The sequence below is a fragment of the Skermanella aerolata KACC 11604 genome (assembly GCF_000936425.1).
GTDB lineage: Bacteria > Pseudomonadota > Alphaproteobacteria > Azospirillales > Azospirillaceae > Skermanella > Skermanella aerolata.
Window position 1 is genome coordinate 1 of record NZ_AVFK01000062.1, and the last position, 24,010, is coordinate 24,010.

Below are 24,010 nucleotides of genomic sequence, written 5' to 3' on the forward strand. Positions count from 1 at the left end.
GGGAAATTTCATTGATCGAACTCGACAGCTCCTCGGTCGCGGTGGCGACTGTTTGGACGTTGACGCTGGTCTCCTCCGTGGCAGCGGCGACCGCCGTGGCCTGTAGGCTGGTTTCCTCAGCTATCGCCGACATGCCCTGAGCGGTCGAATGCATCTGCTCGGCCTGCCCGGCGATGCCCTCCACGACGCCGCCCACACCTGCCTCGAAGCTCGACGCCAGCGCCTCCAACGTCAACCGCTTCTCCCGCTCGGCGCCGGCTTCGGCTTCCTTCCGTTCGCTTTCCAGGCGGATGCGCTCAATCGCGGTCTCCTTGAAGACCTGCACAGCGCGCGCCATGTCGCCAACCTCGTCCCCGCTGGTAAGGCTGGGAATGACAACCGCCGTGTTGCCACCGGCCAGATTGGCCATCGTGGCTGTCATGCGCGTGATTGGGCGCGTGATCCCCCGGCTAATGATCCAGGCGCACCCCAGACCGACTACGAAGGCGACGACCACCAGGACGACAGCCTCGGTTTCGCCGTCACTGATTTGGTCACTGACATGCTGACCGATGGTGGCCTGTTCGCCTTTCAGGGAACTCCAGATGACCTCAGCGGACGCCAGGATGGCCGCACCTGCGGGATTGAGGTCCTGGGCGATCAGACGGTCCGTGTCCGTGACCACCTCGACCGCCTCACCAAACGCGCTCCTGTAGGCTGTGAACCCCTCCTTGGCCTCGTTGGCCAGCCGCCGGCGGTTTCCATTCTCCAGATGCGTCAGGAGGTCGGCATGCTCACGCTCGAAATCCTCAAAATGCTGACGCGCCTGCTGAACATGGGCTGGGTCGTGCCGGGCAAGAAATTTCTGAACATCCAGCCGTGCAAGCAGCAGGGAACGGGTCGCCTCGCCGGCGTTGAAAGCCGCTTCGATGTCGTTGTCGTCATGAGCCGACCGCATGATCGAACTCAGCGCCCGCTCGACTTTCGGACCATTGATGTCCAACCCGTCGGTTCGCAGGGCGATGAGTGTCGCCTCCAGACGCGCCACCTTCTCGAAACTGGCTTCGTACCGGTGCAGCGCTTGAGTGGCCGTGGCGAGGTGCTTGCGCCGTTCCGGGTTTTGTATTGCCCGATCCGCTTCGGCGATGAGCCGGTCGGCTTGGTGGAAGAAGGTTTCGACTTGCCGCTTGTCTTCGTCGCTACCGGTTAGCAGGAACTCATTGACGTTCAGCTGCACGTTCATGATAACGGCCTGGAGCGCCGATGTCAGCGTCCCATCCTGAGCCGTTCCGTGATAGGCGGTGAAATCGTCACTGACGGTGTCGAGGCTGTAAACGCTGACCGCTCCCACGGCCGTCAGCAGAGTGAGAACGGAAAGATACCCTGCCGCGATGCGGGTCCCAATGCGCAGCTTCATCATCTAGCTCCGGAATAATGCTGCTGAAAGTTTTGACACACTCGTTTAATTTTTACTTAAAATAAAAATATTCTTTGTGCTAATAATTGGGTAACAATCTGTCGAAGTTTTCAACCCATGATCAGATGGCCGAAGCTATCTGACAGCGTTCAACGGCGAATCTGTGCCTTTCCGGGAACGTTAGAGCACAAGGTCCGAGGACATAAGTTTGCGTGGCCAACTCATAGGTCGCGAACATCATGTTAAATCTAACTTAATCAGATTTTAAGATGATCCGGCCATGCGAGCTATTCGATCCTTAATGAACGATTTCCTCCCTGCGTTCGCCCTGCTGGTTGCGAGCGTCGTCATCGGTGCTGTGGTCATGCTCACCCCCCGTCCGGATCATGCAGCGCTGATCGTTTTCGGTCCCATGACCTTGGTTACAGAGGCCGTGACCCGGACAGTGGAGGCTGGCTGGCTGCCCATCGCTTCGCCAAGATCGTTTGTGATCATCGCCCGCCGACATGCAGGAAGTGAGGTCCGGCGTCCGGAAGGCGCCTTCCTGCTCCTGGATGCCAGCGGGATCTCTGGCTGCTTCTCCTTGAGTTCAGTGGAAAAATGAAAGCTCTAGTACTCCAGCGCCGGAATATGGCGCTCTTCTCGGTCGGCTTGCTTTGGCTTCATGTTCCGCTGGTGCTCGGCCTGGGCTGGCTCATGCCCGGCGCCGATACGCTGGGCGCGCTTGTGATCGCGCTGAGTGCGGCACTGTCCTCCAGTGCGGCGGTATGGCGCGATCCCGCTGGAGTGATGGCGCGCACGGTGATCGCCGTCTCTCTCGTGCTCATGGTGTCGGTGCTGGTCTACGAAGTGTCGGGCTCCCCCTGGCAAATCGATCTTCATATGTACTATTTCGCGGCGCTCGCGATACTGGCCGGCTTCGCGTGTCCGGTCACCATCCTGTTCGCCGCGGCAACCACGGCGGTCCACCACCTCATTCTGAACTTTCTGCTGCCCGCGGCGGTGTTTCCGGGCGGTGGTGACCTGGGACGGGTGGTCCTGCACGCCGTCATCGTGGTGCTGGAAACCGGCGTGCTGATCTGGATGGTCACCCGCCTCGGGCAAGCTCTGGCCGGATCCGAAAAGGCGCTTGAGGAAGCTCATCAAGCCCATGCCGAGAATGAGCGCATAACATCCGAACGCGAACTTGAGAGGAAACAGCTCGAACATCGGCGCCGTGAAGAGATGATGTCGCTCGCGACCGCCTTCCAGGAGGGGGTTGGAGAGGTTTCAGCACTGCTCCGGCAGGGATCGGAGCAGGTGCGGGGCGAAGCTGTCGATCTTGCGCGGACAGCCGATGCTACTCGGGGGGATGCCAAGGCTTCCGCCCGCTCCGCCGAGGAGGTTGCCAGCGGTGTTCAGAGTGTCGCCACCGCGAGTGACGAGTTGACCGCCTCGATCAGCGAGATCGGCAGGCAGATTTCCAGCGCGTCACGAATGACGGACGACTGCAACCAGCAGGCCCAGGCGGTGGCGGTGGCGGTCGAGGCGCTGTCGCGAGGCGCCGAACAGGTGGACAACGTTATTCAGTTGATCCAGGCCGTTGCGTCACAAACCAACCTGCTGGCTCTGAACGCTACCATCGAAGCTGCCCGTGCAGGCGAGGCGGGCCGAGGCTTTGCTATTGTCGCGGCGGAAGTCAAAGGACTAGCCGGTCAAACGGAGAGTGCGACGGTCGAGATCACTGCGCGTATCGCTGAGATCCAGCAAGCCAGCCGTTCCGCAGTCGACGCGATCTCCCGCATCACCGGGGCGGTGTCTTCGATCGACGAGGTGACCTCCACCATCGCTTCGGCCGTCGAGGAACAGAGTGCGGCGACACGTGAAATCGCGCTCACCGCCCAGCAGGTGGCGACGGCCGTGGCATCCGCCGCAGAGGCGATCCTGCACGTCGGCCGAGCCGCCGATCATACCGGCGAAGGCTCCGAACGGGTCAGGACCTTTGCCGATGCTCTTTCAGTCCAGGTTCAGGAACTGGATGCACGGGTCCATGAGTTCATGCACCAGCTTCGCGCCTGAAACCATGAATCCTTTGCTCAGTTCCCGTCAAACGATCGTCCTGGCATGGCAGATGCCAAGCCCAGTTCTGGGGACAAGGATCATGTTCCCTTTCATTGACAGTTTTCCGGCAGTGGGTTGGCGGATCAACCCTGGTGGTGCAGGAAGGGTCACCATGTCCTGCACAGCGGTTCAGAAACCGAAAGCTGTTCTATTGGGTGAACCGACCAGTCCCCACTGTATCGGAGCGGACCCGCATAGAGCAAAGCCCCGACCATGAGCCCCTCGCCCCCGCCGGAAGATGAGCTTGCCTGCCTCGACCGCACAACGCTTCAGCAGGTCCTGCTGGACCACCAGCGCTTCGCCACCAACCAGCCGGGAGGGCGCCGCGCCCTGCTGTCCTTCCATGACCTGTCCGACCAGGACTTGTCCCGACGCAACCTGAACGAGGCTGATCTGACCGGTGCGGTGATGCACCGGACGATCATGTCCGGCGCTCTTCTGCGCAAGGCCACGCTGTATGGCGCCGACCTCAAGCTGGCCAATCTGGACAACGTCGACCTGTCCCGCGCCGACCTGCGTGGAGTGTGCTTCCGCGGCGCCACGCTGAGAGGAACCCGCATGATCGGAGCCGACATCCGCGAGGCTGTTCTGGCCCGATACAACCGGCGCCGCTCCCGGGATCCCGATCTGCGGGTCGTCAGTGCGGATTTCTCCTCGGCCGATGCCAGGGGAGTTGACCTGTCCGATGCCAAGTTCGGTCAGGTCTGTGTTGTCCAGGCGGACTTCAGCGATGCCATCCTGTGTGGTGTCAACCTGCGCGGGGCGGACCTGCGCAACACCAACTTCACCGGCGCCAACCTCGACCGCGCCGATCTGTCAGAAGCCAATCTCACCGGCGCCTGCTTCACAGGAGCGCTGCTGACCGGGAGCGCCCTGGATGGAGCACGATTGGGTACGGCCGATTTCCGGGGCGCTATCCTCGATCCCGGAACGCTGGACAGGGTTGCCCGCCGGGGCGCCCAGACCATTCAGCCGGTGCAGTCCGGTTCGCCGGCGCTGATAGCGCTGGAGCATAAACGCTGGCTCGACAGCAACGGCCAGCAGGGTGAGCGGGCCGACGTGTCTGACCGTGATTTGAGCGATGCCGATCTGCGCGGTCTTGATCTGACCGCCATGCTGGCGGCACGGTGCCGCCTGGTAAGGGGGCAGATGCACAAGAGCATCATCGCCATGGCCGACCTGAGTTTTGCCGATCTGCGCGAGGCCAACCTGACCTATGCCGATCTGCGCGGCACCAATTTCACGCGGGCATGCTTGTCGGGCGCCGACCTGCGGGGGGCCAATCTTGGGCCGCTGGTCAGTGCTCATCGGCCGGACCGTCAGTGGCCGGTGCGGCTCGACGGAGCCAGGCTGATTGGAGCCGACCTGCGCGGTGCCCGGCTGCGGCAGTCGAAATTGCGCGGAGCCGATCTCTCCCACGCGAACCTTGAAGGATGCGACCTTGAAGGTACCGACCTGGAGAACTGCGTGCTGCCACAGCCGGGACCTGTCTCCTCGCACTTCTACACAGGATCACCAACCCAGGTGGTTTCCTGATATGCCCCCTGCAGTTCCATCCTTGTCGCGGTCGTGGCTGTCGCGAAAGGCGCTGTGGTGGCGCGCCTGTGCTCTGGTCCTTTGTTTCATCACCATTGCAGTTGTACAGGCAGACGGGAGCTTGTTTCTTTCCGTCGCTGTAGGCTTGACCGTTCTGTTCTGCGGATCGTCTGTGCTGCTGTTAATCCATAATCGCGATCTCAAAAATCACAACAGGGCCCTGATGCTGGGTGGAACCGAAGCCTGGGCAGTGGCAATGGCGGCACGCGAGGAATTGCAGCGAGCGCAGGAAGGGTGGCATCAAACCGTCGCGGATCTCAAGCTCGCCCGCGATGAAGCGATTGCCGCCAATCATGCCCGGGCCATGTTCGTGGCGGGCATGAGCCACGAATTGCGGACGCCGCTCAATGCCATCATCGGGTTCTCGGAGGTTCTCGAACTGGAACTGTTCGGGGCCGTCGGCAGTCCGCGAAACCGTGAATATGTGAGCGATATCCGGGAAAGTGGTCAGCATCTCCTGTCCATGATCAATGACATTCTCGACATGAGTAAAATCGACGCTGGCAAGATGGCGCTGCACGAGGGCATAATCGATGTCGTGCACATGATCGCCAGCTGCTGCAGGATCATGCGGACGCGTGCCGCCGATGCCGACGTCGACCTCGAAGTTGATGTTCCGCAGGATCAACCACTCCACATCATGGCTGACGAGGTGCGATTGAAGCAGGTGCTGTTCAACCTGCTCTCGAATGCCGTCAAGTTCACCCCTGCAGGAGGGAAGATCCGTGTCTCGGCTCGGGAGAGTGGCCAGCGCGACCTCGTAATCACGGTCCAGGATAGCGGAATCGGCATCGCGGCCGAACATATGGCACTGGTTTTCGAGCCGTTCCGTCAGGTTGATGATTCGCTGGGACGCCGGGCCGGCGGTACCGGGCTCGGACTGGCGCTCAGCAAGGCGCTCATTACAATACATGGTGGTGATCTGCAGCTGGCCAGCACCGTGGGCGAAGGGACCATCGTGACGGTTACTCTTCCGAATCTGATCTCGCAGCTTGTGCCTGCGAAGGGGCCCCAGCTGAACGAGGGGCCGGAGCGAGTTCTTTCCTGGCTGACGGAAAATTAGCACTCCGGGGTTACGGTAGCTGTCTCGCCATCATGGTCATGGAGGGGGTTCCGTCAGGTTTGGCGCCAACTTGCCGGCAGGTGGGGGATTGCGTAGAGGAGCCTCTCCAATCAGGTGAGGTGAGGGATGCCGTGTCCGCATTGTTGTTCGGCTAAAACGACAGAGCGTTCGGACCGAACGACGCACGGTTATCGACGCTTTCGCTGCCGAAGCTGCGGACGGGGCTTCAAGTACCGGGCGATCGACCGCGACGGCAACCTGGTCGTTGTCTACCTGAGCGAAACCCGTGATCAGGAAGCCGCCGAAGCCCTCTTCCGCTCTGCCGTCACGGTGACCGGAACGACGCCGGACAAGGTCACCACCGACAAGCACGCCAGCTACCCGCCGGCCCTGGAGGAAGTGTTCTGCGATGACCTCGAATGCCGTACTTCAAAGTACTTAAACAACCATTTGGAGCAAGATCACCGAGCGGTAAAAGCGCGCTACCAGCCGATGCGAGGCTTTCAGACCCACACCAGTGCCTTCCGCTTCTGCATGGCCTACGACGAGGTGCGCGATTTCCTCCACCCGGCTACCCAGCGCAAGGAGCATGTGTCTGCAGGTCGTCGACGGGCGATCCATGTCCAGAGTTCGCCGCCCTCCGCGATATGCTCGCCGTCACCTGATGACGACAGCGCCGCCAAGGGCTGATCCACGCCTCCGTTCAGGATCTGGCGCGAGACCTGACGGAACCCCCAAATCCGAATTTCCAAAAATCAGGTTGCTCAATCACAGCTGGCCGATCTCGCGCCACTGCATGCCGCAGAAGCACAGGCACCAGATCGCCATGATCGCCTTGCGCAGCGCCGCCCCAGTGATCGCCGGCTTCGGTCCGGAACGCGTTGGCTTCGTGCCGTCCGCCTCCATTATTGCGAGTTCCGCCAGAACCTCATCCACGAAGGCGTCCCAGGATGCTGAAGAAGTCTTTGCGGTTCTGACGGCAGTGCTCATATGATGCTGGCTCGGTGGCTGTTGACGACGCCCTCAACATAGCCTGCCGGCTCCTCATCCGTCATTCCTTTTTCAGCTCAAAGTAGCATCCCGCTCAGCACAGGCCGGTACACCCCGTCTGCGAACAGGTTCCGAGGCTAACTGAACTTTCAAAATGGGCAATCAGTCCTCGCAACATTGCCACCCGTGCAGCAGCTTCTGGGTCATGATCCAAGACTTGTTCAATCCGGATATGTACCTCCAAAGACAGTTCTCCTTTGATGTAAGCTGTCAACGCTCTATCAATAACTGGCAACGACATACGATCAACCACAATGTCCTCCCGCGTATCATTTGATATATGGTAATATTTTTTAAGTAACCGTTCAATAAGCTAGAGGAACTATAACTGTTAATGTATTTGGTCGGTTTAAGCTGTGCCTTGTGTGTTTGGTTAAAAAATTAACTTTCAACATTCGGTTCGAGTCGGTATATAGGATGCTATGCTGCTGAGATCCCGAATACCATATAAACACAATGAACCTCGCCTTCAATGTCTGTTTGTAGACGTCAGGCGCTGATTTCCTGGGGCGCAAGACGCACCAAGCGGCGGGACAGGATGGAGATGAAGGCGACGAGGCGAGTCTCTGTCCGCTCAAAGATGGTGCTCAACCGAAGGTAGCGACTGATCCACGCCAGCGAGCGCTCGACGATCCATTGAATGCCTTCCGGAATGTAGGATCTGTCACGACCGCTGACACTGGGTTGGATGGTGATGCTAAGCGCTTCGCCAGCCTTGAACAGCCGCTAGCCCTGATAGCGGAGATCACCCAGAGCGGTTCCCTTGAAACCGCAGCCGGCAAGCTAATGCAGCACTGGAACGATGCCCTGGCTGTCATGCCTGTTGGCCGGCGAGACGTTGATCGCCAGCGAGAAGCCATACTTGTCCACGGCAAGATGGATCTTGATGCCCTTGATCTTTTTGCCGCCGTCGAAGCCGCGTTCGAAGCAAGTGGGCGTTGAGCGACATGAGCTCTCACCCGACAGCTGTCCGCTTGCGGACAGCGATAGGGGGCTGTCGATGATGACGGCGTTGGGTACGGGTTTGTCGCCACATCCTGGCCGCCAAGCCAGGATCAGGCGGGTGAACAGCCGACGCCACAAACCAAGCCAGGTCCAGCGGGCGAACAGCGTGTAGAGCGTACCGAACGGAATGTTGCACAGCTGGCTGGTGGCACGCCACGCCATGTCGTGGAACGCGACATGCCAGACCGCCATGATGGCCTTGCACAACGCCGCTCCGGTCAGCGGCGGCTTCGGCGCGGAGCGGGTTGACTGGGTGCCGTCTACCGCCATGGCCGCCAATTCAGCCAGCACCGCGTCAACGAAGGCATCGACGTCACTAAAAGCATCCCACGAGGTCGAAGAAGCCCTGGCGGGTGTGAAGGCAGTGCCCATATGCTGCTGATCCAGTGGCTGTTGGCAATGGCAGCTGACTTAACTCAGTGCTCACTCGCATCTTAGCCCTCATTCTCTTTAAAGTAGCATTCCGGTCAGCATCGGCTGGCACGCCCTGGTTGCAAACAGGCTCTCAAGATGATAATGCGGCAGATGTATGGCCGAGCCAACTTCAATCTCCTTCGTCGCCGCATCCTTCTCGCCGCCTGATCCACGCAAAGTGCGTCAGGGCCGCGAGGCTGGGGGAAGATCGCTACGGCCGCACACCCGCTTGCCAGACCTTCAGCATGGAGCTGACAAGCATCCCTTCATCTGGGATCGTCGGCGGCGACACCGCCACTTCCGCCGTCTCGGTGTTGTCACCCCTTCCGACAATCTCATTGATTTAGCGGATGCACCACTTACGGCAAAGACCAGAGAAACTCCCACCAATCCCAGAAAACTGACGCTCTTGTCATGAGGTTCGAGAGCAAGCCTGACACGGTCTGGATTCCCGACGGATCAGCAAAGTTCAGCATCTTGTCACTCATATTTGCTCTCCTGCTCGTAGTGTCTGCCTGCCAGAACAGGCTGGATTTGTGTTGACGGGAAAACAATATCACCCGCCGGCTCCTGCACCGGGTCATAGGAAGCTCGCCCGATCAGATAATTAACATTGAACATCGCAAGGAATAAACATTTATCTTATTATGTATAGTGCTTCTATGTCCAAAGAACAGTCGCAACTATACACCTTTTTGGGAATTTGCATCCAATAGAGGGGTTTGAGACTGAAGGGTCCTCAACAGACTATTAGTCTTCTGAGCTTCTTTACGGTTGCCCAGCTATGTCGTCAATGTGTCTGGCAACAGTCTCGCCTATCCTATCCTGCCACGGCATGCACCACAGCCAGAAAATGCTATCCAGTTTCAGATAGTAATAATCGACGTGAGGAAACAAAAAGTTGAGCAGCGTAGCAGGCACACAGCCAAAGCACATGAAATGTCGGATCTGGAGGCGGTGAAAAATAGGAGACCTCAGGTTAGTAGATAAATCGATACAAACATCAAGGTCTGTTGTAATCATGTTTGATAATCTTATACCTATGATGGTTCATGGTGAGCAATAAGGATCATACCGGAAGTATGTTCCAACAAATACTCAACAGAGAATGTTGTATTTTCAAAGTAACTGTGGTTTGATAAAAAATATTTGAGAGCTAAGATGAATGCGTAGAGTTATGATGGCTTAATTCGTTTGTCGATTTTTGCTTTTCCGGCTCGAATAAAAGACTAACCGGATATACAAAAACGACCGTGCTCTTGACGCACGCGGATCCGCTACTTCAAAAGAACACGGAGGAAACCAATGAAGACCATCAAGATTTCCCTGCTCGCCGCCGGCATGATCCTGGGTGCGGGAAGTGCGTTTGCGGCAGATAACAATTCGATCCTCGGGTCTATCGACTCCTATTCGGCCATCAGCCAGAGTGATATGGAGGCGACCAAAGGCACCTACTATCGGAAGACTGCCAAGGCTTTTGCCGATGCGGATGCCACGGCCCGCGGTAAGAAGTACGCCTTCACCAGCACGTATACTGACACCAAAGCCTGCACGATCAGCTGCGGCGGCGGTGGTGTTTCCGCCTCCTCGGTCAGTTCATCGACCGCAATCGCTCACTGAATGGACATCGCCGGAGGCTGCCCATGCGGCCTCCGGTACTAACATGAAACAAGAACAAGCCGTGACATAGCGTCAACGGATTTAGAAGCCTGTCTCCCAGAACAGGCCGTCATCCTCCGGAGTGAGCATTGCCTTCAGTTCGCAAACCGGCACTCTTGTTGCCCACGAGCGCTCTTGTCGCACTTATCCTCTCGTCTCCACTCCAGGCGGGTGAACTGCGACTTTCCAACGGGGATCGGATCTCGGGTGAACCAGCCGGTGTGCTGGAAGGAAGTCTCCTGTTCGCTTCGGCTCATGGTGCCGTGCTCAGGATCCCGCTTCCTGAAGTCGTACGGCTGACGACCACCGCGCCGGCTTTCGTGCTTCTCTCCAGCGGCGACAGGCTGGTCGGCAGCGTGGCCTGGGACAGGCAGTTCATTCGAATCAAGTCGGAGCGATTCGGCAGCGTCAAGGCGGCGACGACTGAGATTGCGGACATTCGCACTCAGCTTTCACTTCCCGAGACCGTCTCGACTATCGCAAATGGGCCTCCCAGGGTTCAAATGCTGAGCGATGCTCAGCTGCTGACCCAAGGGCGCGGTCCAGAGCCACAACAGCCTGGACAGATTGCTCAGACATCGGCGGACGATTCCGGATCAGCCTCTCCGCCGTCGGACCAAGCCCGACCGGGAACCGTAGGCAAGCCGTCGGACCAGGACGAGGACCCCAATCTTAACCGTGTTTTCCTGCGCGAAGCTACCGTTCTGCTGGCGCCGGGGGAAATCGACACAGAGCTTGCGTTTTCCTACGCGCGTGACGAGGTGGGAGGTGAAACCAACCGCGACCTGCGCCTCGGGCCGTCTGTCCGGGTCGGCATCCTGGATCGCCTGGAGGCCTTCGCCGACATCGCGGTAGCCTATGCAGATCGCGAGATCGTCACCGGCGCTGAAACTCTTGGCGGAGAGGAGACCGGACTTGGCGACCTGGTCGCCGGCCTGAAGTATCTTGCCGTGCGTGAGGATGAACTGTGGCCTGATATCGTGCTCGCCGGATCGGTGACATTCCCGACGGCCAAGGATCCGGCGATCGGCAATCCGAACCGTGTCGCCCTTGGTGGCGGCCGCTGGCGCGTTTCCGGGGCGGCCACCTTCATCCGCTCCTACGATCCCGCCGTCCTGTTCGGCTCGGTCGGGTATACCCACAGTTTCAAGGACACTCTGAGCGGCGTCGAGATTGAGGGCGGTCAGAGCGTCAGCTACTCTTTTGGCGCCGGTTTTGCGATCAATAATCAGATATCTCTCAGCGGACAGTTCTTCGGTGCCTACCAAACCGAGATCAAACTGAATGGCGAAGAGATCGACGGATCGAACCGCGAGCCGATGGCACTGAGATCGAGCCTGACTTACCGGATTGCCGATGGGCAGTACCTGGAACCCGCGGTGACCTATGGTCTCAACGACAGCGCGCCCGATGTAATTTTGCAGCTGTCGTACTCCCACCGCTTCTAGATGGAGTGAGAAATGAGGTTGGGGCCTGTTGTTGCCGCCTTTCTCCTGCTGGCTCTCCCCGCCTGCGCACGCATCGAGAACGCCCCGCCCTCGCCCATGAGCGCGGGCAACGTGAGCTTTGAAAAGAAACTGGTAACGTGGAAGGACATTCGGGATCGTAACATCGTGATGCAGCGCTTCGACTACAGCTGCGGCGCTGCGGCGCTTGCAACCTTGATGAATTACTACTTCAAGGATGATGTCAAGGAAGCTGACATTCTTGACGGTGTTCTCGACAGCCTGCCTGAGGACCAGGTCGAGAACCGCCGTGTCAACGGCTTCTCGCTGCTCGATCTGAAGAACTTCGCCGAGCACAGAGGCTATCGCGCGGCCGGTGTCCGCCTGCCGCCAACTGCGCTGCCCGACCTGCCAGGCCCGGTAATGGTTTATATCCAGCGCAAGGACTATAAACATTTCGCCATCCTGCGCGGAGTCGTGGGCGATCGGATCTATCTGGCTGACCCGAGCCGCGGCAACATACGCATGTCGATTGACCGCTTTCTGGAGGAATGGTCCGGCATCACGCTCGTTCTCGACAAGCCAGGCTTTGGACTGCCCAGAGAGCATCCGCTCGATCTCGAAAAGGAACTCCCGATCAGACCTGAACTGCAGATCGCACGGGAAGCTGTACAGTCCGTCAGTACTGGAGCCACGATCCCGGGAGCGCTGTTCTGACCAAGTCTGCTCCAGTGGCGTCCAGCTGATCGCACCATAGACCGGCGCAGAGGTGTTGAACACGTCATGACGGCCAACAGAACCCTTCCGAACGATGGCACTGCCGCCAGCGCCACTGAGCTGCTTCAAGCTGCCCGTGAGCATCACAGTGGTGGTCGGCTCGCCCTTGCCGAACAAGGATACCGCGAGACCCTGGGAGTTGATCAACTCAATGCGGCGGCTCTCAACGGTCTGGCTGCTCTAGCCCTAGCTGTAGGAGACCATAAGCGGGCCGTTGAACTGACGCAGCGCGCCCTGCGTTCGGATCCAACCTTCGTCAAGGCGCTGTGCAATTTGGGCAGCGCGTGCCACGCTTTAGGTTTGCTTGACAAAGCTGAGGCGCCTCTGCGGCGCGCCCTTGCCCTGGCGCCCGACCATTCGGAATCGCTCAACAATCTCGCGCTTGTCGAAATGGCAGCCGGTCACACGGCAGAGGCTGTAGCTTTGCTGGAGAAAGTGACCGCCGCTAATCTTAACAACGCGCTTTTTCTGAAGAACCTGGGAGCCGCGTGTCTCGCGGATAACCGGTGTGGAGCGGCGGTACGGGCCCTTCGTCGGGCAGCGGATTTCGCTCCTGAAAATCCTGAAATTTTGAATAACCTCGGCACGGCGCTCTGCATGAGCGGACGGGTCAAGGAAGGCATTGATGTCCTGCGCCGGGCCATCGCGCTCAGGCCAAGCTATATCGAAGCACGCGATAATCTCCTTTTCATGCTGCAGCATATCCGGGACACCGGCTCCGACGACCTGCTTCGCGAGCAGGCGGCGTTCAACGCCGAGATCACCCGCGGCTTGACGCGGTCCGTTGCGCATCCGTTTCCGCGGCCTGCACGGAGCCGCTTGCGATTGGGCTATGTATCGCGCGACTTTGGATTTCATCCGGTTGGACATTTCATCAAACCGGTTTTAGAAGCCCATGATCGCACACAAATCGAAATTTTTTGCTATTCAGACCGACTGGTCGAGGACGATCTCACCGCCCGACTGCGCCAGTATGCCGATGGCTGGCGCCGGACGGCTGGTGTTAGCGACGACGCATTTGCCGCAATGGTTCGGTCCGACGAAATCGATGTTCTGATTGATCTCGCTGGACACACCGCCGGAAACCGTCTTGGGGCCTTTGCCCTACGCCCGGCTCCGGTCCAAGTGTCGTGGATGGGCTTTGTTGGTGGAACGGGCCTGGAAGCGATGGATTTCACGGTGCTTGACCATATGACCGCGCCAGTGGAGGACAATTGGCGAACGTCGGAAAAAATCCTACGTATGCCTGGGACTTTTCTGTGCTACCGGCCGCCGAGATTCGCGCCACCGGTAGAGCCGCCGCCATCCCTGCGCAACAGCTTCGTGACATTTGGTAGCTTCAATCGGCCGGTCAAAATCAACCCCGAGGTGCTGAGAACCTGGGCCGGCATTCTGTCCGCTGTGCCTCACTCCAGGCTCGTCCTCAAATCGGCATCCTACCGAGAGGATGAAGCGCGCCGTAACCTTCTGGCAGACTTTGTACACTACGGCATCGATCCTGCGCGCATCGAAATCCGAGCAGGGTCCACTCATGCCGATATGCTGAGACAGTATGCCGACATCGATGTCGCCCTCGACCCATTTCCCTTCACGGGCGGCATTACGTCATGCGAGGCCTTGTGGATGGGAGTTCCGGTGGTGACGCTTACGGGAGCGACGCCGGTGTCGCGCATGACGTTCAGTTTCCTGACGGAACTCGATCTCGAAGAGTTGGCCGCTACTGAGCCTGAAGACTACATCAGCATCGCACGCAAGCTAGCTTGGGACCAGGACTTCAGGGTGGAGATGCGTGACACCCTCAGGGAGCGCATGACAACGTCCCACCTGGGAGATGCATTGGCCTTCACTGCGGCTTTTGAAGCCCTGATCAGGGAAGCGTGGCAGGGAAACGACAGGTGAGGAGATAGCATGCGGCGTATTCTTGGATGGAAAACAGGCGCTCCCTCTCGGCAACGCCTGTAAACATCGAATGCTTCACTTTGCGACGGCTTTGGCGAATGCTACGCCGATGACAACAGTCTTATTCTTCTTCTCGATGACTTTGATGTTGGTATTGGTTTTGGTCAATGCATAGTTCTCCCCTTGAGCAAGGGCTTCGGCTACAAGATCAACGGCAGCGGAACGATCATCGCCAGTGACCACGACTTTGACCTTTGCTTTGCCGACAGCGACTGTCTTGTTGGGTTTTTCAACGACCTTGGTCTTTGCCTTGGTTTTGACCAGCACGGAATCTCCGGTGCCGACACCGGCGGCTGACACAGTAACGCCCGCCAGATTGGCCGTTCCCCGAACATCTTCCAGTTCCTGAGCGGAAAGCTCCACGTAGGGAACGGTTTGAAGCGCCGGCAGAATTCCTTGAAATGAGGTACGGCCGAGTTCGGTTGCTCCAGCGCCAACAGGCGCTACAGTCATCAACGCGACAAGTGCTGCCTTGAGAAATTTCATCTGTATTCCCCCCTTTAGCTCGCGTCTCAATTGTAAATTCGCCCGGATAGTGGAACGCGGCAGGGGTATCTTGACATTTATCTCAGCTCTGCCCATTGATTATTGGTATGTATCATCCTATCCCGTAGTCGATGTTCTTTAGTATGAAGTTTTCACGGCTGGTCCAATCCAAAGCATCGGATCAGGGTAATCCGCTGCTTGAGTGGGAAGAGGAAGACGAGGTAATAGTTGATCCGTCGCGAGATCTCGAAACCCTTACAGTACTGGAAGACTGGCTGTTGCGGCCGGTTAGTTTTCTGGAAACCGAATAATGCTCACCTGGCTTCAATCTTCGATTGAACTGAAAGTGCTCATGTTTTCTTTTATGACCGTCGTCCTCGGCAGTCAGATCGATGCTACCCTTGAACTTCATTGTGCCACGGGTTTCATCAAGCTCGTCGCTGCTCAGGAATGAATATCCCGATGCTTCTACCTGGGAAAGAGTGGAGAGAGGCATGGCAGCTGATCCCCGATCCTCGTCGGTCTGTGCAGCTGCCGGATGCGGCACCAACCATAGAGCTGCAGTGAGTGCGGCAAAGATTATGGTCAGCGCAGGAGGGCGACCGAATGCCGTGTTTCTGTCGGCTGGGAAAATATCGGGCTTTTCCATGTTGTCATGTCCAAAAATTGGCTAACGCAGGCAAAATCAGCCTAGCATGGTGTTGGATAGGTCAGCAATGTACCCAACTGGCTTATAATGATTTGATAAGACTCTGCGGGTTTAATTGAAGCACTTAAATGATCCACCGTTTATTACTATTAGATTTCAATGGGATACGGTTGGTTTGGTCACTAAAGATTGTGATCTCGAGTAAGTTTGACTTAGGATACATAAGCCTTGCTGATGTGGATCGGCGCCGAAGCTTATAGTTTGTTCGCAGACGAAGCATACCGGCATCGTCAAGTTGGCAACTGGCCGAGTTGCCTGAGGGTCGTGGTTGGGACTGTCTAGCGATTGGAGGAGCGGTCGTGATCAGGGTATGACCAGCCGAGTTTTTTGGCTGGGTGATGATCAAGGATGGGGTGGGTTTTGCGCCTGGTGGAGACCGGGGTTGAGGGGTCGAGCCGCAGCGTCGACGTGATGGTGATCGACCACCTCGGCGATCTTGCCGATATTGCGGCTCTAGGCCTGACCCTGGCGCAGGGCAAGCAGCTTGTGGCTGTGGTCCAGCAGAATCGTGGGACTGTCGGGAATTTCGTGCTTGGCGAGGTTATCCTAAAACAGAAGGAGACCCTGAATGGCCCGACGCAAAGATCCTGTTATTCCCGACGCGATCCTTGACCAACTGCTGGCTGGAGCCGATGCAAAGACGGCGTTCGACCAGAACGGCTTGCTCGACCAGCTGAAGAAGGCGCTGACGGAGCGAGCGCTGAAGGCGGAGTTGGATCACCATCTGGCTGGAGATGAGAGCGGCAACCGTCGCAACGGCTACGGCCACAAGACGGTGCTGACCGACGGCGGTTCGATGGGCCTGTCCATTCCCCGCGACCGGACGGGGACGTTCGATCCGGCGCTGATCGGCAAATACCAGCGGCGTTTCCCCGGCTTCGACGAGAAGATCATCTCAATGTACGCACGCGGCATGTCGACGCGCGAGATCACGGGACACCTGCGGGAGCTCTATGGCATCGAGGTTTCGGCCGATCTGATCTCCACGGTGACGGACGCGGTGATCGAGGAGGTGACGACCTGGCAGAACCGGCCGCTGGAGGCGATCTACCCCCTGGTTTTCATGGACGCCATCCGGGTCAAGATCCGGGATGAAAGTCTGGTCCGCAACAAGGCCATCCATGTCGCCATCGGCGTGCGAGCCGACGGTACCAAGGAGGTGCTGGGTCTTTGGATCGAACAGAACGAGGGCGCCAAGTTCTGGCTGCGCGTCCTGAACGAGTTAAAGAACCGGGGCGTGGAGGACATCCTGCTGGCCGTGGTCGATGGGCTGAAGGGCTTTCCCGAGGCGATCGCGGCCGCCTATCCGGAGACGATTGTTCAAACTTGCATCGTTCATCTGCTTCGTCACAGCATGGAGTTCGCGTCCTGGAAGGACCGCAAGGCCATCGCCGCCGCCCTGAAGACGGTCTACGACGCCGTCGACGACAAGGCAGCGGAGATGGCCCTGGTGGCCTTCGAGACCGGGCCTTGGGGCGAGAAATACCTGGCCATCGGCAAAGCTTGGCGGCGGGCGTGGCAGGAGGTCATCCCCTTCTTTGCCTTTCCGCGCGAGGTCCGGCGCATCCTTTACACGACCAATGCCATTGAAGCTCTGAACTCAAAGCTGCGCCGGGCGGTCCGAGCCAGGGGGCATTTCCCCAATGACGAGGCCGCGCTGAAGCTCCTGTTTCTCGTCTTGAACCGCGCGGAGAAAGACTGGAAGATGCCACCTCGGGAATGGACGGCCGCCAAAGCTCAGATGGCCGTCATCTTCGGCGACCGGTTTGCAAAGGCGATGACCGCTTGATAGTCAATCCGCTCCGCCAAGCACGGAATTCCCGACAGTCCCCTTTCTCGCCGGCGCTGGACCAGCACATCCAGCACGACGCCGTGCTGATCCACAGCGCGCCAGAGATAATGCTTTCTGCCGGCGATCTTGAGAACGACTTCATCCATGTGCCACTTGTCGCCGGGGCGGGGCAGCCGCCGGCGGATGATGTTGGCGAACTCCTGGCCAAGCTTGAGCCCCCACTGGCGGATCGTCTCGTGGCTGACCTCGATACCCCGGAACGCCAGCATCTCCTCAACCATTCGAAGGCTGAGCGGGAACCTGAAGTACAGCCAAACCGTGTAGCTGATTAGCTCGGGAGGAAAGCGGTGGCCGGCGTAAAGGGACTTGGTCGAGCTCGTCATGCCGGCCTCATAACCAACCCACGCCACCCAGGCAACCCACCCCGCCACCAACTTGACGATGCCTCCGCACCGAAGGCCCACGCCGGACCATCGTCGACGTGAAGTACGAGCTCTTCCCCTCATTGGAAGTAACCGGCCGCTCAAGGCCCAGGGGCGGTTTTTTTGTAGAGGGGAATGAGGTCGCGCAGGTTCTCGATGCCGAAGCCAGTAAACGCCAGGACTTCCTCGTCTCCGATGCCATAGATCCAGAGGACGCCGTGCTCTGGCTCCATGTAGAGGCTGACCTCGTGCAGCAGATCCTCGTCCTCACCGAGCATCTCGGCGACGCGGGCGATGGTGAAGACGGAGCTGATCGCGGCCATGTCAGGCGGCGTGTGCCCGGAGCGCCTCGCTGACGGCCCAGTTCCAGGGGAGGAGTTCGTGCAGGCGGCTGACCAGATGGTCGCCGATGCGGTCGAGCACCGCCGCCAAGTAAGCTTCAGGATCGAGACCCGAGAGCTTGGCCGTCTCGATGATCGTCATCGCGTCCGCGATCACGGTGCCGCCGGCGTCCGAGCCGGCAAAGAGGTAATTTTTTCTGTTATGGATAGATTGTCATAATAGGAAGGCATGGCTCTTCGCTGGATCGGACCGGGGCGGCGAGCGGGCGGCGGTCATGTACAGCCTCATAATCACAGCAAAAATGAACGATGTCGATCCGCAGGCCTGGCTCGCCGATGCGCTGGCCCGGATCAACGACCTGCCCCAGAACCGTCTGCACGAGCTGTTACCATGGGAGTGGAAGGCGATCCGGGAGCGGATCAAGGCGGCGTGACCTTGGCACCAGCCGGGTCAACGCTTGGCAAACAGTTCCTGGAACAACTGCTCCGAGCGAGCCAGGCCCTCCGGGGTGAAAACCACCGACTTGGCCTTGCCGACCGGATCGTGGATCAGCCCCTTGGTATGCAGCCGGTCCATCGCGTCCCAGTCGAAAGACTTCCACGCGCGCGCACTGTCGTGGAGTCCCAACCATAAAAGCGCCAGTACAGCATCGTCGATCCGGTCGGTGTCGATGTCCATGATCGCCTCACAATCCAACAGGACTGCAATCATGCGATACGTCCCACCCTCTTCTCAATGGATCCCTCCTGCGGTGCTCGGCGGATGCTTACGCGACAGCGTCGACATTGGACAGTTCTCCGGCATCGAGAAGTTCACGGTCGGCGATGCGACCCAGCTCTATTTCGTCGGCGGGGCGCTCAACGCCATGGTGACCGGGTCCAACCAGGCCGACGTGCTGATTTTCGGCAGCGGCAACGAGACGTTCGCCGGCCGCGGCGGCGCCGATGACTTCGTCATCTTCAGCAACTCGGGCGACGTTGACCGGATCGTCGGGTTCAATGCAGCCGAGGACCAGGTATGGGGCGACATATGGTTCAACTCGAACGGCGACCCGATCGCGAACCGGAGCATCACCGAGGCCGGCGGCGAGACGGTCGTGACGACGTCGTCCTTCGCCGGGGAAGTGCTTCACGAACTGCGCATCGACGCTGTCGGGATTCCCCAGGACGTCTTCCGTGACTGGGGAACTTACAGCGGGTGAGACTATTGGAGGCTTCAGCCCTCGACCTTCGGCACGAAGCGCAAAAAGAGGCATACCATGGCAACTCTCCAAGACGCAAAACTCGCTGGCATGATGGCTGGAATGTCTGCAAAAGCCGAGCGGAATCCGTCCGCAGAATACGACGGCAGCCTTCGTGACGCATGGTTACGAGGTTTCGACGACATGCAGCAGTCACTCGGGACATGGTCCCCTGCTCTGCCGCCGCAGCAAGTCGCGGCGAATGTCACCGATGCGAAGCGCTCGGTACGCAATCGGAAGGTGGCGAAGGATGAAGCCGAAGCTGAGCCTGAACCACCGCCGCCGAGTAAGCGCAGCATGCTCGATATCCTGGAAAGCAACGTCTCCGAGACGGCTAGATGATCAGCGTTCGATCCGGTCGACGAACACCACCATGCACGGGTCGGAGGGATTGCTGCGCCGCGGGCACTGCGCCAGGATATGCCGCAGATCCGGCATAGTCACACTGGCGCCGTGCTGCTCGATCAGCTTGTGAGTATGGTACTGGCCAGTCCGCCCGCATTTGTCGCACACCACACGGACGAGCGGCAGCGGCCATTCGCCCAAGAGCCACGGCCGGCCATCGGTTCTCGCTTGTGGTCAACCAAACGCCAACTCCACTATGAGTAAAAATTATGTTGAAAAGAAAATAATTTTAGCAGTTATTGGAGAGCAACTGGCAAGCCTCCATCCAGCAAAATAGCAGTGAGCGTGGCATTGAACATCTTGATTGTAGAAGATAACGCCCTTGTTGCTATGGCCTATGAAGCAATTGCGATGGATGCTGGCTATAAAGCTGTAACCATTGCCAACGATGCAGCGAGTGCGTTCAAACAAGCACAAATGCTAAATTTTGATGTAGCTCTTGTTGATCTTCGCCTGAGTGATGGCTTGACTGGCAATGCAATAGCCGTAGGTCTGTGTAAGAACTACGACGTCAAATCCATTATCATCATCACTGGTGACGCTTGCCATCTCAGCATTGAAGCCAGAAATATCGGCATTGCCGTTCTGCTCAAGCCTATTTCCGGGGAAACATTGAGGTACGCTCTCAATGCGGCTGCTTCCAGGACAAACAGTCATTGATAGTCGAGCGGCCAACGAGCCGCGAACAGATCATAAGGGTCGAGGTCAAGTCCCTTCGCGGGGAACCAAATCCGCTCTTAGGATTTGGGCGGAAGGGTCTTGACCCCCACTCCAATAAGACATCCTTGTGTTGCCCCTGTTTGCCATAGCAAACGGGGCATGCCCTACCGGCGAGGTCTTGCTTCCCTTCCTTTCCGCCCTGCCGCCCATCTTCGAAGAACTGCCTGCGCCACGGCTGACACGGTCGTTCCCTGCTGCCGAGCCACATCGCGAAGAGCATCATGTGTCATATCGTCGAGATCCACCGCCACCCCGGGCGACGGCTCGAAGATGTCGTCGAGGTCGTCCAGAAAGCCCCAGCAGCGCTTGCATTCCGTGTTAAGGCAGAGCGGGCTGCCGCACTCCGCAGTCGGAGGCATGAGGACTGGGACGGTCTCGTAGATTGCCGCTATCTTGCTGTGACCTTGCCCCGCCAGGCCGGACCAGATGTTAGATTCGCAAACCATCTGGAAGAAGGTCATGACAAAGAAGACGCGGAGGCGGTACACGGCCGAGTTCAAGGCAGCGGCCGTTGCCCGGCTGGATGAGCCCGGCGAGACGCTCAGCAGTGTTGCCCAGGCACTCGGTGTCGCGGCGACACAGGTGAAGACCTGGCGTCTGGAGCAGCAGGCGGCTGGATCGGCGGAAGCTGTCGCGCGGCGCCGGGCGGAGGCGTCCGAACTGCAGCAGTTGCGGCGCGACAACAAGCGGCTTCAGGAGGAGAACGAGATCCTGCGGAAAGCCTCGGCTTTTTTCGTCAGATGGGCGGAGAAAGCATGAAAGCGAAACTCGCCTTCATCTCCGCCCACGGCTCCCAGTATTCGATCCGCCTGCTGTGCGCTGTTCTGGGAGTGGCACGCAGCTGGTTCCATGACTGGCAGGCCGGCGATCAGGCCAGAGCGGCGGAGAGCCGCACCGAAGCCGACCTCGTCGGCCAGATCCGGGGTATCTTCCAGGACAGCGGCGAGCGCTATGGGGCTCCGCGCGTCCATGCCGAACTGCGGGCTCAGGGCGTCTGCATCGCCCGCAAGCGGGTCGCCCGGCTCATGCGGGAGAACGGCATTCGGCCACCCCGGCGCAGGAAGCGGCCACCGATCACGACTGACAGCCGGCATGGATACGGCATCGCTCCCAACCTGCTTCAGCGCGCCTTCGACGCGGATCGTCCGAACACGATCTGACTCGCAGACATTACGTATATCGCCACTGACGAAGGCTGGCTGTACCTGGCCGCCGTCAAGGACATGGCGACCCGCGAGATCGTCGGCTGGAGTATGGCCGATCACCTAAGGAGTTCGCTGTGCGAGAACGCCCTGATGATGGCGATCCAGCATCGCGCACCGCCCCGAGGCCTCATTCATCATTCCGACCGCGGCGTTCAATACGCCTGTGGACCGTACCGGAAGATCCTCGACCGCTACGGCATCAAGGCATCCATGAGCCGCAAGGGCGACTGTCTTGATAATGCACCGATGGAATCGTTCTTCAGCTCGATCAAGACCGAGCTGGTTCATCGAACCCGGTTCCGCACCCGTCACGAGGCCAAGGCGGCGCTGTTCGAATACATCGAAATCTTCTACACCAGGAAACGCCGACATTCCGGGATCGACTACAGGACGCCGGCCCAGGCTCACGCGGAGATGCTGATCCAAGCGGCCGCATGACAAACGTTGCCACTGGTCCGGCCTGGCGGGGCAAGGTCAATCGGCGGGTGCGCCATTCTCACGGTTAGTACGGAATCCGAAAAGGGTGACTGGCAATTCGGTTTGTACGAAGTCCCGATGCGCAGGATGTCGGCGCCGTCAGGCCGCTCTATCCAGCGGGACCGTCCTTGGCGGTGGCGGAGATACAGAAAAATCCCCGCGCTGGTCAGACGCGGGGGGTAGCAGCGATGAGATGTCTTATGCCACGTCATTTGATGCTTGATGTTCGGAGGAACACCAGAACCTGAAACAAAGAAGATGCCAGAATATCGCGCGGTCCAGGATGGTATATACCATCTGGCGTGTTCGGCGGCGGTGATTTGAGTCTTCGATATTGCCAAGGCAGGATAGCCGGGCCAGCGATGTGCGCGCCACTGGCCCGACCTGTAATCCGCAGTAGGGCAACCGCAGATTACCCTGGATGCACCTGAGTTGGGGACCCATGCATCGGTCCAACGATCTCACATCGACCGGATCTCAAGCGACCGCGCGTTATTGGTAGTGAACCGTACCGGGTTTACCGGAGGCCCCATTTCTTGAGAGACTGGGGTCATTATGACGAAGCAAGCATCACCCAAATACGCCCCTGAAGTCCGCGAGCGCGCGGTGCGGATGGTGTTGGAGCACGAAGGGGAACACGCCTCGCAGTGGGCGGCGATCAGCTCGATTGCGGCGAAGATCGGCTGCACGGCGGAGACGCTGCGGGGCTGGGTCCGGCAGGCCGAGCGCGATCAGGGCAAGCGGCCCGGCCCGACGACGGACGATCGGGAGCGGATCAAGGCGTTGGAGCGCGAGGTCCGCGAACTTCGTCAAGCGAACGAAATCCTGCGCAAGGCGTCAGCGTATTTCGCCCAGGCGGAGCTCGACCGCCCGTTCCGGAAATGATCGCCTTCATCGACGAGCAGCGCACCGTCCACGGGGTCGAGCCGATCTGCAAAGTGCTGCCGATCGCCCCGTCCAGCTACCACGACCACAGTGCCAAACGGGTCGATCCCGAAAGGATGTCGGCACGGGCAAAACGGGATCTGATGCTGAAGCCGGAGATCGAGCGCGTCTTTACCAGGAACTTCGAGGTGTACGGCGCCCGCAAGGTCTGGCGGCAGCTGAACCGGGAGAGCATCCCGGTGGCGCGCTGCACCGTCGAGCGGCTGATGTCCGAACTCGGCCTTGAAGGCGTCATCCGAGGCAAACGGATCCGCACCACCGTGCAGGACAAGGCCGCACCTTGCCCACTTGACCATGTGAACCGGGTCTTTCATGCCCCAGCGCCGAACAGGCTGTGGCTTTCCGACTTCACCTATGTCAGCACCTGGTCAGGGTTCGTCTACGTGGCCTTCGTGATCGACGCATACGCCCGCCGGATCGTGGGCTGGCGGGTAAGCAGGACGGCACACGCGAGCTTTGTCCTCGATGCTCTTGAGCAAGCCCTGTACGAACGGCAACCGGTACATCGGAGCGGCCTGGTGCATCATTCGGACCGCGGCTCGCAATATGTCAGTATCCGCTACACCGAGCGCCTGGCCAAGGCCGGCATCGAGCCGTCGGTCGGCAGCGTCGGACAGCGTTATTCATATTGCTTTCCTCGCTGTTGGTTTCCATCAATGGAGCCGGGTGAAGTGGTTTTGCCATCTGCGGGATGTTCCTGTAGGCGCCACTCCCACTGACCGCGGCCGCGTGATGTCAACCGACGTCAGGATAGGGGTTCTTCGTTCTTTTGTGTGCACAGCTTTGGGAGGAAGTTCAGGGGC

General features: G+C 59.0%; 25 protein-coding genes, 4 pseudogenes and 1 other annotated feature. Of the genes and pseudogenes, 19 read left to right on the forward strand and 10 right to left on the reverse strand.

The genetic code is table 11. The features are described 5' to 3' along the window. A partial coding sequence (locus N826_RS34995) for a HAMP domain-containing protein (RefSeq protein WP_157599402.1) occupies positions 1-1,399 on the reverse strand: 1,399 nt, incomplete at its 3' end. Between the two features lie 298 nt (positions 1,400-1,697). Between N826_RS34995 and N826_RS35000 the strand changes: the two genes are divergently transcribed. The 5 genes from N826_RS35000 (at position 1,698) to N826_RS35020 (ending at position 6,845) form a co-directional block, all read left to right on the forward strand. Further along, positions 1,698-2,000, forward strand: coding sequence for a hypothetical protein (locus N826_RS35000; RefSeq protein WP_044436796.1), 303 nt, complete (start codon positions 1,698-1,700; stop codon positions 1,998-2,000). Between the two features lie 26 nt (positions 2,001-2,026). Beyond that, the gene (locus N826_RS35005) at positions 2,027-3,454 is read left to right on the forward strand and encodes a methyl-accepting chemotaxis protein (protein WP_052832633.1); all 1,428 of its coding nucleotides are present in this window, start codon (positions 2,027-2,029) and stop codon (positions 3,452-3,454) included. A 255-nt stretch (positions 3,455-3,709) separates the two neighbouring features. Then, positions 3,710-5,032 (forward strand): pentapeptide repeat-containing protein, encoded by a 1,323-nt coding sequence (locus N826_RS35010; protein ID WP_052832635.1) that lies wholly within the window; start codon positions 3,710-3,712, stop codon positions 5,030-5,032. A 121-nt stretch (positions 5,033-5,153) separates the two neighbouring features. Further along, positions 5,154-6,155 carry a sensor histidine kinase gene (locus N826_RS35015; RefSeq protein ID WP_169789479.1) on the forward strand — a complete coding sequence of 334 codons (1,002 nt, stop codon included), beginning with the start codon at positions 5,154-5,156 and terminating at the stop codon, positions 6,153-6,155. A gap of 126 nt (positions 6,156-6,281) precedes the next feature. Continuing rightward, the gene (locus N826_RS35020) at positions 6,282-6,845 is read left to right on the forward strand and encodes a DDE-type integrase/transposase/recombinase (RefSeq protein WP_052832639.1); all 564 of its coding nucleotides are present in this window, start codon (positions 6,282-6,284) and stop codon (positions 6,843-6,845) included. Between the two features lie 78 nt (positions 6,846-6,923). Here N826_RS35020 and N826_RS43795 read toward each other — a convergent pair whose 3' ends face one another. Both N826_RS43795 and N826_RS35025 read right to left on the reverse strand, forming a co-directional pair. Continuing rightward, positions 6,924-7,145 (reverse strand): hypothetical protein, encoded by a 222-nt coding sequence (locus tag N826_RS43795; RefSeq protein WP_157599403.1) that lies wholly within the window; start codon positions 7,143-7,145, stop codon positions 6,924-6,926. Between the two features lie 843 nt (positions 7,146-7,988). Further along, positions 7,989-8,582 (reverse strand): transposase, encoded by a 594-nt coding sequence (locus tag N826_RS35025; protein ID WP_044436799.1) that lies wholly within the window; start codon positions 8,580-8,582, stop codon positions 7,989-7,991. 1,347 nt (positions 8,583-9,929) lie between these two features. On the opposite strand from N826_RS35025, the gene N826_RS35035 reads away from it, so the two are divergent. From N826_RS35035 to N826_RS42385, 4 genes are all read left to right on the forward strand, one after another. Beyond that, on the forward strand, positions 9,930-10,244 hold the full coding sequence (locus N826_RS35035; RefSeq protein WP_044436802.1) for a hypothetical protein: 315 nt from the start codon (positions 9,930-9,932) through the stop codon (positions 10,242-10,244). A 260-nt stretch (positions 10,245-10,504) separates the two neighbouring features. Continuing rightward, positions 10,505-11,731, forward strand: coding sequence for a transporter (locus N826_RS35040; RefSeq protein WP_044436804.1), 1,227 nt, complete (start codon positions 10,505-10,507; stop codon positions 11,729-11,731). 12 nt (positions 11,732-11,743) lie between these two features. Further along, positions 11,744-12,445, forward strand: coding sequence for a C39 family peptidase (locus tag N826_RS35045; RefSeq protein ID WP_084721462.1), 702 nt, complete (start codon positions 11,744-11,746; stop codon positions 12,443-12,445). A gap of 66 nt (positions 12,446-12,511) precedes the next feature. Further along, positions 12,512-14,404: an O-linked N-acetylglucosamine transferase, SPINDLY family protein gene (locus tag N826_RS42385; RefSeq protein ID WP_084721463.1), complete on the forward strand. Its 1,893-nt coding sequence runs from the start codon at positions 12,512-12,514 to the stop codon at positions 14,402-14,404. A 75-nt stretch (positions 14,405-14,479) separates the two neighbouring features. Here N826_RS42385 and N826_RS35055 read toward each other — a convergent pair whose 3' ends face one another. After that, entirely contained in the window at positions 14,480-14,950 is a 471-nt protein-coding gene (locus N826_RS35055) for a hypothetical protein (protein ID WP_147041236.1), read from the reverse strand. Between the two features lie 181 nt (positions 14,951-15,131). Beyond that, the gene (locus N826_RS44545; protein ID WP_169789480.1) at positions 15,132-15,599 is read right to left on the reverse strand and encodes a hypothetical protein; all 468 of its coding nucleotides are present in this window, start codon (positions 15,597-15,599) and stop codon (positions 15,132-15,134) included. A 420-nt stretch (positions 15,600-16,019) separates the two neighbouring features. Here N826_RS44545 and N826_RS35065 point away from each other — a divergent pair, with 420 nt between their 5' ends. Further along, a complete protein-coding gene (locus N826_RS35065; RefSeq protein WP_157599404.1) occupies positions 16,020-16,271 on the forward strand; it encodes a hypothetical protein in 252 nt (83 codons plus the stop codon). Further along, complete coding sequence (locus N826_RS35070) at positions 16,228-17,448, forward strand: IS256 family transposase (RefSeq protein WP_044436814.1); 1,221 nt, start codon at positions 16,228-16,230, stop codon at positions 17,446-17,448. Before N826_RS35065 ends, N826_RS35070 begins: the two co-directional genes overlap by 44 nt. Positions 17,449-17,495: 47 nt before the next feature. Here the strand turns inward: N826_RS35070 and N826_RS35075 are convergent. The 3 genes and pseudogenes from N826_RS35075 to N826_RS35085 all read right to left on the reverse strand — a co-directional run. After that, positions 17,496-17,834 (reverse strand): annotated as a pseudogene (locus N826_RS35075) (IS6 family transposase); the annotation flags it as partial. 140 nt (positions 17,835-17,974) lie between these two features. After that, positions 17,975-18,196 carry a hypothetical protein gene (locus N826_RS35080; RefSeq protein WP_044436816.1) on the reverse strand — a complete coding sequence of 74 codons (222 nt, stop codon included), beginning with the start codon at positions 18,194-18,196 and terminating at the stop codon, positions 17,975-17,977. Between the two features lies 1 nt (position 18,197). Next, a pseudogene (locus tag N826_RS35085) lies at positions 18,198-18,413 on the reverse strand (transposase domain-containing protein); the annotation flags it as partial. A gap of 22 nt (positions 18,414-18,435) precedes the next feature. Between N826_RS35085 and N826_RS35090 the strand changes: the two are divergent. Next, positions 18,436-18,648 (forward strand): annotated as a pseudogene (locus N826_RS35090) (transposase domain-containing protein); the annotation flags it as partial. A 17-nt stretch (positions 18,649-18,665) separates the two neighbouring features. Here the strand turns inward: N826_RS35090 and N826_RS35095 are convergent. Continuing rightward, entirely contained in the window at positions 18,666-18,893 is a 228-nt protein-coding gene (locus N826_RS35095; RefSeq protein WP_044436837.1) for a DUF6429 family protein, read from the reverse strand. Between the two features lie 31 nt (positions 18,894-18,924). Here N826_RS35095 and N826_RS35100 point away from each other — a divergent pair, with 31 nt between their 5' ends. Next, the gene (locus N826_RS35100; protein ID WP_157599405.1) at positions 18,925-19,416 is read left to right on the forward strand and encodes a hypothetical protein; all 492 of its coding nucleotides are present in this window, start codon (positions 18,925-18,927) and stop codon (positions 19,414-19,416) included. A gap of 57 nt (positions 19,417-19,473) precedes the next feature. After that, complete coding sequence (locus tag N826_RS35105) at positions 19,474-19,797, forward strand: hypothetical protein (RefSeq protein WP_044436822.1); 324 nt, start codon at positions 19,474-19,476, stop codon at positions 19,795-19,797. Here the strand turns inward: N826_RS35105 and N826_RS35110 are convergent, their stop codons facing one another. After that, on the reverse strand, positions 19,798-20,001 hold the full coding sequence (locus N826_RS35110) for a hypothetical protein (RefSeq protein ID WP_044436823.1): 204 nt from the start codon (positions 19,999-20,001) through the stop codon (positions 19,798-19,800). 144 nt (positions 20,002-20,145) lie between these two features. On the opposite strand from N826_RS35110, the gene N826_RS40950 reads away from it, so the two are divergent. The 5 genes and pseudogenes from N826_RS40950 to N826_RS35140 form a co-directional block, all read left to right on the forward strand. Further along, a complete protein-coding gene (locus tag N826_RS40950) occupies positions 20,146-20,520 on the forward strand; it encodes a response regulator (RefSeq protein WP_157599406.1) in 375 nt (124 codons plus the stop codon). A gap of 519 nt (positions 20,521-21,039) precedes the next feature. Beyond that, positions 21,040-21,339 (forward strand): transposase, encoded by a 300-nt coding sequence (locus N826_RS46135; protein ID WP_044436827.1) that lies wholly within the window; start codon positions 21,040-21,042, stop codon positions 21,337-21,339. Beyond that, entirely contained in the window at positions 21,336-21,740 is a 405-nt protein-coding gene (locus N826_RS46140; RefSeq protein ID WP_425600612.1) for an IS3 family transposase, read from the forward strand. Before N826_RS46135 ends, N826_RS46140 begins: the two co-directional genes overlap by 4 nt. A gap of 9 nt (positions 21,741-21,749) precedes the next feature. Continuing rightward, entirely contained in the window at positions 21,750-22,223 is a 474-nt protein-coding gene (locus N826_RS46145; RefSeq protein ID WP_425600613.1) for an IS3 family transposase, read from the forward strand. Positions 22,224-22,817: 594 nt separating this feature from the next. Next, positions 22,818-23,830 (forward strand): annotated as a pseudogene (locus N826_RS35140) (IS3 family transposase); the annotation flags it as partial. Beyond that, positions 23,102-23,218, forward strand: a sequence feature (AL1L pseudoknot). (Overlaps the previous pseudogene by 117 nt.) Positions 23,831-24,010: the final 180 nt, after the last annotated feature.

Bases quoted from the DNA above. Each gene is read 5' to 3' on its own strand.
- N826_RS35000 (WP_044436796.1), top strand. From the start codon at position 1,698: ATGAACGATTTCCTCCCTGCGTTCGCCCTGCTGGTTGCGAGCGTCGTC.
- N826_RS35005 (WP_052832633.1), top strand. From the start codon at position 2,027: ATGGCGCTCTTCTCGGTCGGCTTGCTTTGGCTTCATGTTCCGCTGGTG.
- N826_RS35010 (WP_052832635.1), top strand. From the start codon at position 3,710: ATGAGCCCCTCGCCCCCGCCGGAAGATGAGCTTGCCTGCCTCGACCGC.
- N826_RS35020 (WP_052832639.1), top strand. From the start codon at position 6,282: ATGCCGTGTCCGCATTGTTGTTCGGCTAAAACGACAGAGCGTTCGGAC.
- N826_RS43795 (WP_157599403.1), bottom strand. From the start codon at position 7,145: ATGAGCACTGCCGTCAGAACCGCAAAGACTTCTTCAGCATCCTGGGAC.
- N826_RS35025 (WP_044436799.1), bottom strand. From the start codon at position 8,582: ATGGGCACTGCCTTCACACCCGCCAGGGCTTCTTCGACCTCGTGGGAT.
- N826_RS35035 (WP_044436802.1), top strand. From the start codon at position 9,930: ATGAAGACCATCAAGATTTCCCTGCTCGCCGCCGGCATGATCCTGGGT.
- N826_RS35045 (WP_084721462.1), top strand. From the start codon at position 11,744: ATGAGGTTGGGGCCTGTTGTTGCCGCCTTTCTCCTGCTGGCTCTCCCC.
- N826_RS42385 (WP_084721463.1), top strand. From the start codon at position 12,512: ATGACGGCCAACAGAACCCTTCCGAACGATGGCACTGCCGCCAGCGCC.
- N826_RS35055 (WP_147041236.1), bottom strand. From the start codon at position 14,950: ATGAAATTTCTCAAGGCAGCACTTGTCGCGTTGATGACTGTAGCGCCT.
- N826_RS44545 (WP_169789480.1), bottom strand. From the start codon at position 15,599: ATGGAAAAGCCCGATATTTTCCCAGCCGACAGAAACACGGCATTCGGT.
- N826_RS35070 (WP_044436814.1), top strand. From the start codon at position 16,228: ATGGCCCGACGCAAAGATCCTGTTATTCCCGACGCGATCCTTGACCAA.
- N826_RS35080 (WP_044436816.1), bottom strand. From the start codon at position 18,196: ATGGCCGCGATCAGCTCCGTCTTCACCATCGCCCGCGTCGCCGAGATG.
- N826_RS35095 (WP_044436837.1), bottom strand. From the start codon at position 18,893: ATGGACATCGACACCGACCGGATCGACGATGCTGTACTGGCGCTTTTA.
- N826_RS35100 (WP_157599405.1), top strand. From the start codon at position 18,925: ATGCGATACGTCCCACCCTCTTCTCAATGGATCCCTCCTGCGGTGCTC.
- N826_RS35105 (WP_044436822.1), top strand. From the start codon at position 19,474: ATGGCAACTCTCCAAGACGCAAAACTCGCTGGCATGATGGCTGGAATG.
- N826_RS46135 (WP_044436827.1), top strand. From the start codon at position 21,040: ATGACAAAGAAGACGCGGAGGCGGTACACGGCCGAGTTCAAGGCAGCG.
- N826_RS46140 (WP_425600612.1), top strand. From the start codon at position 21,336: ATGAAAGCGAAACTCGCCTTCATCTCCGCCCACGGCTCCCAGTATTCG.